The organism is Nitrososphaera sp., from assembly GCF_036397675.1.
Taxonomy (GTDB): domain Archaea; phylum Thermoproteota; class Nitrososphaeria; order Nitrososphaerales; family Nitrososphaeraceae; genus Nitrososphaera.
The window spans coordinates 49,341-57,494 of record NZ_DASWIL010000031.1 but is presented as its reverse complement, the minus strand read 5'-3'; the positions used below and the strand labels follow the sequence as shown (position 1 = coordinate 57,494).

The window sequence follows — 8,154 nt, the reverse complement described above, 5'->3', positions numbered from 1 at the left end:
ACCGTAGTGCCCAATACTTCAACTGTGTCGGTGCCTTCAGGGATCACGAATCTGATAGTCGTTTGAGCATTATCGCCAAAAGTTTCGTCAACAACTTCATAGCTGACGCTTTCGCCTGCATGCAAGGGTGAACTCTCAGGGGACTGTACCATGTAGATCCCATCTATCATCGCCTTTGGGAAGGAAAGCCAGACTTCTCTTTCATCTCCGGTGCTCTCGGCAGTAACATCGAATGTCACCTGCACTGACTTGGCCAAGTTGAGTATAACTTCGGTTGCCTTGAATACACCGCCTGCTGATTTACCTCTCACTTCGTACTCGATGCCTTCATGTGAGCCCGTAGCTACGAAAGACCCTTCGCCAGAAACATACGAGTCGTCGCCGCTTGGGGTGTCAGAGTCGTCGCCGCTTGGGGTGTCAGAGTCGTCGCCGCTTGGGGTGTCAGAGTCGTCGCCGCTTGGGGTGTCAGAGTCGTCGCCTGTTGTGCCGCCGCTGCCGCCGCTGCCGCCGTCATCTGTATCGGATTCGACTAGAGTAATTGTTACGCTACCGGTAAAGGCGTATTCATATTGGTCTATTTGCCCGCTTTCTCCGAGCAAGTTGATAGACACATTGGTTCCTTCGTTGGCATATATTGACACAAACGAATTTTCAAAGATGGGATCACAGTTGCTGCCTTGTACACTGGTCACGGGTCCATACACATCAAAATAGTCAGAATCGATGCCGCCCAGAGTGAATTGTCCCTGTACAATACAGTCTATCTCGCCAGCTCCTGTATTCTCAACAGTTATCTCGAAACTCCCGATGATTGGAGCAGCGTAATTGCTATCACTTCCTCCTTGAGTTTCAAATTCTATTCTCAAGGTCTGGCTAGGTCCCTCTACATCCGTTCCTGAACCTTGGACTCTGTATTCATCTCCTTCGGCCGCATACGCAAAAAAGGTTAGCGAACCAAGTCCGTGCGCCATTCCCCCTGCAGCCAGAATGAGGGCCAAAACACCCGCGGCCCACAGGAAGCCACGCTTTCCATCATTAGGGCATGGTGCCCTCGAAGACAAGTCGTCAGAATCTGGCCCTCGTATACGCAACACGGTATTCAGTTTTGGCCGAGCGCTATAAAAACACTGGTGTGATTATTGGCAGGAATGGAGCGTCTATTCTCTGCCTTCCGTATCCTTGCCTGATCTCCTTCGCAAGATCATGAATCCTGCCGCAGCACCGGCAGCGACTACTCCTACTGCAACGCCGATGATGATGTATTCCGCAGCAATAGCCCCAGGACGTGGAGTGACAATTTCCCTCTCGAATCCCTCAACTACATAAAGCTGGTTCGAGAACGGATTTGATACGTACACGAGATTGTTCTGTGAATCGACAGCGACATCGTAGGGACGTGGCACGGTCACTGATTCTATTATCGTGTTTGTATTCAGATCTATGAACCCAAGACTGCCTTCGACTAGGCTGATAACGTAAGCAGTATTGGTATTGGGGTTGACCGCGATCCTTCTTGGGCCATTATCCACGGTCAGGGTATCAGTAACCCTGTTTTCCGCCTCATCGATTACACTAACAGAATTGGAAAAGGTGTTGATCACTAGGAGCGTGTCTGTCTCTGGGTTAACCGCCATGCCCCGGGGGCCCTCTTCAACTGGTATTGTAGCCACTATATTGTTGGTTCTGCCATCGATCACATGGACTTTACCAGTCGTTTCGCTGCTCACATAGACAATGTCTTTCTCCCTATTGATGGTGATACCGCATGGAGCTTCGATATGAAGCGTCGAGAGAGTGCTCCCCGACTCTGGGTCAATGACAAAGACCCTGCCGGTAGAATCACTGGTTACATAAAGCCACCCCGTCTTAGAACTGACAACCATTTCATAGGGTCCAACTACATCAAAGCTTGTCTTTATCTTTCCTGAGATTGCATCAATAGCATAGACCTTGTCGCCTCTTTCTGCAGTGACGTATGCGGTCTTTCGTTCCTGATCAAAGACGATTGCACATGGGTTACCCGACACATCGACAGTCTTTAAAACTTCGTGGGAAAGTCCATCTAATAGGGCGACAGTGTTTGCTTGGTAATTGGATACGAACAACGTATTGGTTGCTGTATCGACTACCATTCCGCAGGGCCCGTCGCCGCTGTTCGCAGTCGTGATGCCCTGTTCTGATTCCGTAGAAGTAGTAGAAATCGACCTAATGTCACCATTGCTGTCTGCGCCAGCCGCTGAAAACGGGAGGAAAAGAAATGGGATTAGAAATATGGTAACCGTTCGAACGCAGATGCGGGACGCAGACAATGACCGCGCCAAAATCGACAACCTGATCAAGTCGTTTGGTAATTACATTACATAAAGTTTGTGCTATATCCTATATCCTGTGGCCTTTTCCTTCGTCTTGTGGGGGACCTTCTAAAACCAGCAGCCTGGCCCAAGACTGGCTTGGGCCAGGGCAACTGGCTGACATGATAGAGGTTTTGTAATCTATCGCCTTTTAGTAGTAATGAGACCTCAATAAGCTCGATTGTGTAATGTTGTTGACACAATGACTATTGGCAGTTGTCGAATTTTCAATGTCTCGCAGGCAAATGTATGAATTGGTCAAGTAATTACACCAAATTGAGAATAAACGATCCTTTTGTAGTAGGTTAATACAAGAAATGGTACTACGATTGTGCATCCAGTCCAGATCATTCCAGTCCGGGTCGGGCCGGTCCTTATGGGTCCAGACTAGCCCCCCTTCACCATTAGAAGACATCAACCCATCAATCGGCTGAGTGCAGACCAGTTTACTTACTCGGTCCATTAATCCTACCATAAATAACATCTTTTTCCCTAGCAACAGAAAATTTTTTTTGATGCAACATCCCTTGGTTGACATGAAAATCGTATTTGGACCGCCCTCTTTAGAACCACGTTCGATGTTTCGTTATGCCTCTGGTTGAGCAACTGAATTGTCGGAAACTGAACTCACAAAACCGGGTTCATTCTTGAAGGGTTGGTGACCTCTCGATAGTCACATCACCCATTCATTTCGGACATTATGCATATCTACTGCCAAGTCTATAGGATGAACGATAGTAAACCTCTATCATGTCACCTTGACAGCAGGCGGGGGCTTCAAGCTCTCTGCCTCTGCCAGGCTTATATGACAATCGCTAAGCAATTTCGCCAAGTTCACGCTGAAGATCAAGAGGATTCTGCCTTGTGATTTACTGCTTCTTGATTAGATAAACAGTTTTTCCTTTCCTGGTTTAGTCGTTCTTGAACCCTGCAGGATTATGACAAGAATCACTATTCTAGCCGCATCATCAAGCTAACGGTTGCTTTCTTGCCATATTCGAACAGTCCTTTTCACGTCAAATATGAAGAACCGGTTGTACCAGAAAAGCGAAGTGGCAATGCAAAGGTAGCCTGCAGTCGCAAGCATGTTCCACATCCAGTGGTTCTGCGCAACCCCCAGTACAGACAGGTAAATGTTGCCAATGTCGCCCACGGCCAGTATCAGCACAGCGGCAGACAAGAGAAGCCACGGCGTCGACGTGAGTCTCCCGTCCTTTACTCCTGACAGTATCACAAGCGCTGGCACAATCAGGAGCAGGTCCAGGATGGGATATTCGATCTTTAGGAAAAGTGAGATGGTTTTTTCGCTGATGACAGCACTTGCTCCGGACGAAGAAGAAGGTCCGTACAAGTTATAGTAATAGGCTATCGACTGTGCTAGAACGAGTGCAGATATTGCTGTTGCTGCGGCAATAAGAATAAGCATCTGGGGCTTGATTGACTTTGAATAGTGAATCATGATTCTAAACAGAAAATACGCAAAGAATCCATACCCGGCAAGCCATATAGCGTCTGCCATCGAGGGCTGGAAATTAGCAGAACCAGAGGCAATTGGCCCCCTTGCCGCAGTCAATGAATTGGTGATGAGATACTGCTCGCACGCGCTTACCACTTCGGCTGAAAACCAGAGCAGCAGGCCTATTGCTATGGCCCCGTAGGTCCTCCCGTAAAGACCCTTGAATTTCTGCCTGTACATGATTACCACCGAAACTGCCACTACAGCCGCGGCACAGACAAGTACGAGCCAGTGTGAGATTATTGCCCTCTGGCTTTCTGCGACGAGCAGAACGAATAGGTTCATCGTGCCGATAGATGCTAAAAGCATCATTCGCAATTCTTTTCTGACGTGGTCAGGAGAAAGCGAATTGGAAGTCTCTGTGCGGGTCAAATTCACAATCATCCCCGAGCTGAGGCTTTCTCCTGTTCCTGCTTGGCACTAGGCATGTTGTTGTTCATTGTTTTCTCCCCCTCTGTCCATCGGTGATTCCAATGATGCTCTGAATCTTTTGCAACGCACTAGTGCTCATACAGTCGGTACTGCCGCCACCAACGTTGCCAAAGCCATTGTAAGACAATGTTTGCTCGAACGTTTCCAGCCTGCAAACGATATTCTGATAGATCTCTTCAAGAATGGACTCGGCTCCGTGGCCAAACAAGTCGCGCATACCAACTGCAAAGATGTGAAGGTCAAATGTATCTGGGGCACAGCTGACGCCTTGTGTACTCATCTGCCACAATATGGCCTGCATGGTCTCTTCGCCCAGTCCTTCCAGTACCTCCATTGCAGACTCGTACAGCAAGTTGTTCAGGGTCAAACCACTGATCCCATTCTTGGTCTCCACTTGTTTTCTAGCACGATACAGTGCACTTTTCGGGCGAGGAGTATATAGAAAACGTGGTCAATTTGTCGGAGCCAGTTGTCACAGAGTGGTATTCTTGCGGCAAGATAGAGTATTTTGCTCAGCATTGCTGGGCAAAATTAAGGTAAATCTGAACTTGGTGCTTTTATACAGAATCAGCGTCGGTGAATCGTAGAAAATGCAGCAATTGCCGGTGAAACTTCACCATAACCATTATTACCATGAGAGGAGCAGAAAAATCGAGGGAAGCGAGGGAACGAAGGAAAGGGAGGGTGGAATGGAGTTGATTGGAAATGCTACATGATAAAAGCACCGCCCTGAATCGCGACAGCAAGATTACTGACACCTGCAATGAGATGCTCTCGCTAGACGGCGCAATTCAATTTTGTGCAATAGGAGAAAAGTCGGGGTACCTTATGGCACTTGCGTCAAACCGCAGGAACAGTGTAAAGGGCAGGAATTATCATCAGCCTGTAATCGGCGGGGACAATAGCAATTCATACGAAAAGGAAAAAGCTCCGAACTCGGATTCTCTGTCGCATCTCAACGACACTGAAATGGAAAAGTATTCATTCCATACTGGAATCATATGGGGCTTGCACAAGTCTTGGGAAAACAATCTCGGCCGGGTCAGGCACTATGTTGCACATTATGATGACTCATCACTGGTAACGGTCGTGCTAGATGACAATCATTTCCTTCTTTTAGGTATGGAACCTACCAGCGACCCGAACATAGAGCGTATCCTTTCTCAGAAGGTAATACCATATCTGGAAAAGGCAGCAGGTTCAATGTAGAAGTTAATGCAATCGGCATCTGCCAGTCTATCCACAAGATACCCTCTTTGGGCAGACAGGCACTTTTATCCAGTAGACCCGAGGAAACTTGCCGTGCTTCTTCATGTATCTAGTCTCGCCGAAAAGTTGCAAAAAAGGATGTAGCCCAAAATAGTAGGGTTACGCACTCACTCAGGCGCTAGTGCCTATTTTGTGAAAGTTCTCTAACAACTAGATTTTTTGTGCGTCTCTCAGGCTAGGTCCAAGGCACTCTCATACAGGTTCATGACCATCGGTTCTTCCAGGATTTTCATAGCATTGTTGTACGCCTCAAGAAAAGCACGTCCTTTCGAAGTGATAACCCACAGTTCATTTTCTTGCTTGGCTAGGCCTTTGTACAGCAGATACTCCCGATATTCCTTCAGCTGCGAGAAACTGAGCCTTGACTTGTACATTATTCTAGTAATCGTTACCGGAGCGAGCATTCCTTCTAGCATATCAGCGATGATTTCAGTCCTAGTTCTATTGGACATTTCTTTTCAACCATACTAGAACTATTTACTATGAAAGGAAATTGTTCGAAAGTGCGCAGTACATTGGAACGATATAGCCATTAGATGGCACGAACCAAGCTTTTTTTGCTCTCCTCGTTGCCATTTTCGGTCCCCACCTTTCAACGAGCGGGATGGATATCCTGCAGAAATGAGTGAGAAGGGGAAGGTAGGAGGCGGGTAGGAGGTTGAATTCACAGTTTGAGATTCTCAGGTTTCCCCTGATTCGAGGGAACCTTATATTTAGGCAAGCGGGATCAATTCTCTACGATGAATATCCTGATTGCCGAGGATGAAAAGGATATGGCCCGCATCTACCACGTTGCCCTAGAATCCAGAGGTCATGGGGTTACTATTACCTACGATGGCCAGGAATGCCTGCAGGCGTACGAACGCGCTGCCGGCAAACCGGCACAGGAAGGCCAAGAGCCTTACCACGCCTTTGATGTTGTGGTGCTGGATTATGAAATGCCAAAACTCAATGGGCTTGAGACGGCAGAAAGGATATTGAGAATAAATCCGGATCAGCGGGTCGTTTTTGCTTCCGCACACGTCAAGGATACACTCCGTGAGTCGGTCAAGAACCTGCACCAAGTCGTGGAATTGATACAGAAACCATTCGAGCCAAAGATGCTCGTGGAGCTTATCGAGAACACCACGACAATCCAGGACCTCAAGGAGATAAACGAGTTTGTGCTCAGGACCGATGTTGAGCACATGTTCATAGCAGCTGAAGACGTGCGCAGAGGTCTTGAACGGATGACGCCCATCCTAGGACGAGCCATCAGGGAGTCACTGACTGAGGACTTGCAAGACAAGGGTTTGAGGTTCGAATCAGATGAATGGTATTCTGCTGGCCATTTGCAGTCACTGTTGGGGGCGATATTTGGCGACCACGTCGGCACCTTCATGATGAAATTTTTCCAAGGGTACTTTCAAAAACACCCACTGTCAAGCGATAAGGCTTGATATTGCTTTCTTCAACGCCCGATGTATTGAGGAAAGTCCATTTGCTGACGGCCCTGAGGTTGGTTGGTTGGTTGAGAAGAGTGTAACGACTCGTACGCACCGCCGAGTCTAGGGAGAGTAGACAGTCTGCCAAAGGACATCTTTACGTCTCTGGCGGCATGGGAATCATCCGTATGGCTAAAGAAAGATTACGGAGAATTTGAGGCCATCCCGAAACGCCTCTCCCCTTCCCCAAAGCCGTGACCCTATGAATCAGCGAGTGTGCGACGCCTGCTCTCACTCGTCAGCGCCTAGCGAGTCGATTATCTTGTGATAACATTTACCACTCTTGCCTATCAGGCCCATCGATTCGCTCCAGAAGACATTCTTTATTCCTTCCATCGACTTGACACGGTCTATCAGCGATAGTAATTCCTTATTTGTCTTAAATACCACATCTACCTTCATATCAATTGTATTTTCTCCTATCATTCGTGTAACCGAAGACACCATGTCATCCGTTTCCAAGATACGCTTCCCTACAATATCGATCTTACCTTCTGACGTGGAGACAAACAATGTTGCCATCCTCCATCCAACCTTTTCCACATTGAGAGAATAGTTAATGTCTATCAGGTTTGCTTCAAGTCTATTCTTCCTCCTCTGGACAGTAGTCAGAGGAATGTCAAGCTCGCGAGAAAGGACCAAGGAAGATACGTTCCCGGTCGAGTCCATCAGACGATGAAGGATCTTTTTATCTGAATTCGAAAATATGGGTATTAACCCGCTGTTACTCTTTGGCCTTCCGCGCTTGTTTTGATTCGCGTGCGCACTGACCATGGCTCGAACACCTATCAGGAGCTCTTCAAGGGCCTCAATAGACATTGACTCTAGCGCGCCGACGTTGATGCCAAACCCCTGGAGTTCTTGCAAGATTTCATGCCTGGACTTGGGAGTCTCGTTCCTAGTCTCTGCATTCACCTGTGCACAAATCTCTTCTTCTTCCTCCTCAATCAGGATGTCTTTTTGTTCGGCCTTGGTTTTCATTAACTGCTGTATAGAAACAGCAATGATTTAAACCTATCTTTAAATCTACATGAGAAAGTACCTAAAGGAGGATTTCAGACCCTAAAAAAACTCCATTATTGGCGCATGATCGGCACTAATA

The 8,154-nt window shown here is 47.5% G+C and carries 8 protein-coding genes; 2 read left to right on the top strand and 6 right to left on the bottom strand.

Annotated elements, in window-relative coordinates; genetic code table 11:
* The 4 genes from VGA14_RS07385 to VGA14_RS07370 all read right to left on the bottom strand — a co-directional run.
* Nucleotides 1-611: hypothetical protein (locus VGA14_RS07385; protein WP_331003112.1), on the bottom strand; the 611-nt coding region annotated here is incomplete at its 3' end.
* A gap of 546 nt (nucleotides 612-1,157) precedes the next feature.
* On the bottom strand, nucleotides 1,158-2,132 hold the full coding sequence (locus VGA14_RS07380; RefSeq protein WP_331003111.1) for a YncE family protein: 975 nt from the start codon (nucleotides 2,130-2,132) through the stop codon (nucleotides 1,158-1,160).
* A gap of 1,192 nt (nucleotides 2,133-3,324) precedes the next feature.
* Nucleotides 3,325-4,239 (bottom strand): hypothetical protein, encoded by a 915-nt coding sequence (locus tag VGA14_RS07375; protein WP_331003110.1) that lies wholly within the window; start codon nucleotides 4,237-4,239, stop codon nucleotides 3,325-3,327.
* A 64-nt stretch (nucleotides 4,240-4,303) separates the two neighbouring features.
* Entirely contained in the window at nucleotides 4,304-4,693 is a 390-nt protein-coding gene (locus tag VGA14_RS07370) for a hypothetical protein (RefSeq protein ID WP_331003109.1), read from the bottom strand.
* Nucleotides 4,694-4,998: 305 nt separating this feature from the next.
* On the opposite strand from VGA14_RS07370, the gene VGA14_RS07365 reads away from it, so the two are divergent.
* Entirely contained in the window at nucleotides 4,999-5,508 is a 510-nt protein-coding gene (locus VGA14_RS07365; RefSeq protein ID WP_331003108.1) for a hypothetical protein, read from the top strand.
* A 230-nt stretch (nucleotides 5,509-5,738) separates the two neighbouring features.
* On the opposite strand, the gene VGA14_RS07360 is transcribed toward VGA14_RS07365, so the two are convergent.
* Nucleotides 5,739-6,020, bottom strand: a complete 282-nt coding sequence (locus VGA14_RS07360; RefSeq protein WP_331003107.1) for a winged helix-turn-helix domain-containing protein — start codon at nucleotides 6,018-6,020, stop codon at nucleotides 5,739-5,741.
* A 288-nt stretch (nucleotides 6,021-6,308) separates the two neighbouring features.
* On the opposite strand from VGA14_RS07360, the gene VGA14_RS07355 reads away from it, so the two are divergent.
* Nucleotides 6,309-7,007 (top strand): response regulator, encoded by a 699-nt coding sequence (locus VGA14_RS07355; protein WP_331003106.1) that lies wholly within the window; start codon nucleotides 6,309-6,311, stop codon nucleotides 7,005-7,007.
* 276 nt (nucleotides 7,008-7,283) lie between these two features.
* On the opposite strand, the gene VGA14_RS07350 is transcribed toward VGA14_RS07355, so the two are convergent.
* On the bottom strand, nucleotides 7,284-8,033 hold the full coding sequence (locus VGA14_RS07350; RefSeq protein ID WP_331003105.1) for an Lrp/AsnC family transcriptional regulator: 750 nt from the start codon (nucleotides 8,031-8,033) through the stop codon (nucleotides 7,284-7,286).
* Nucleotides 8,034-8,154 lie beyond the last annotated feature (121 nt).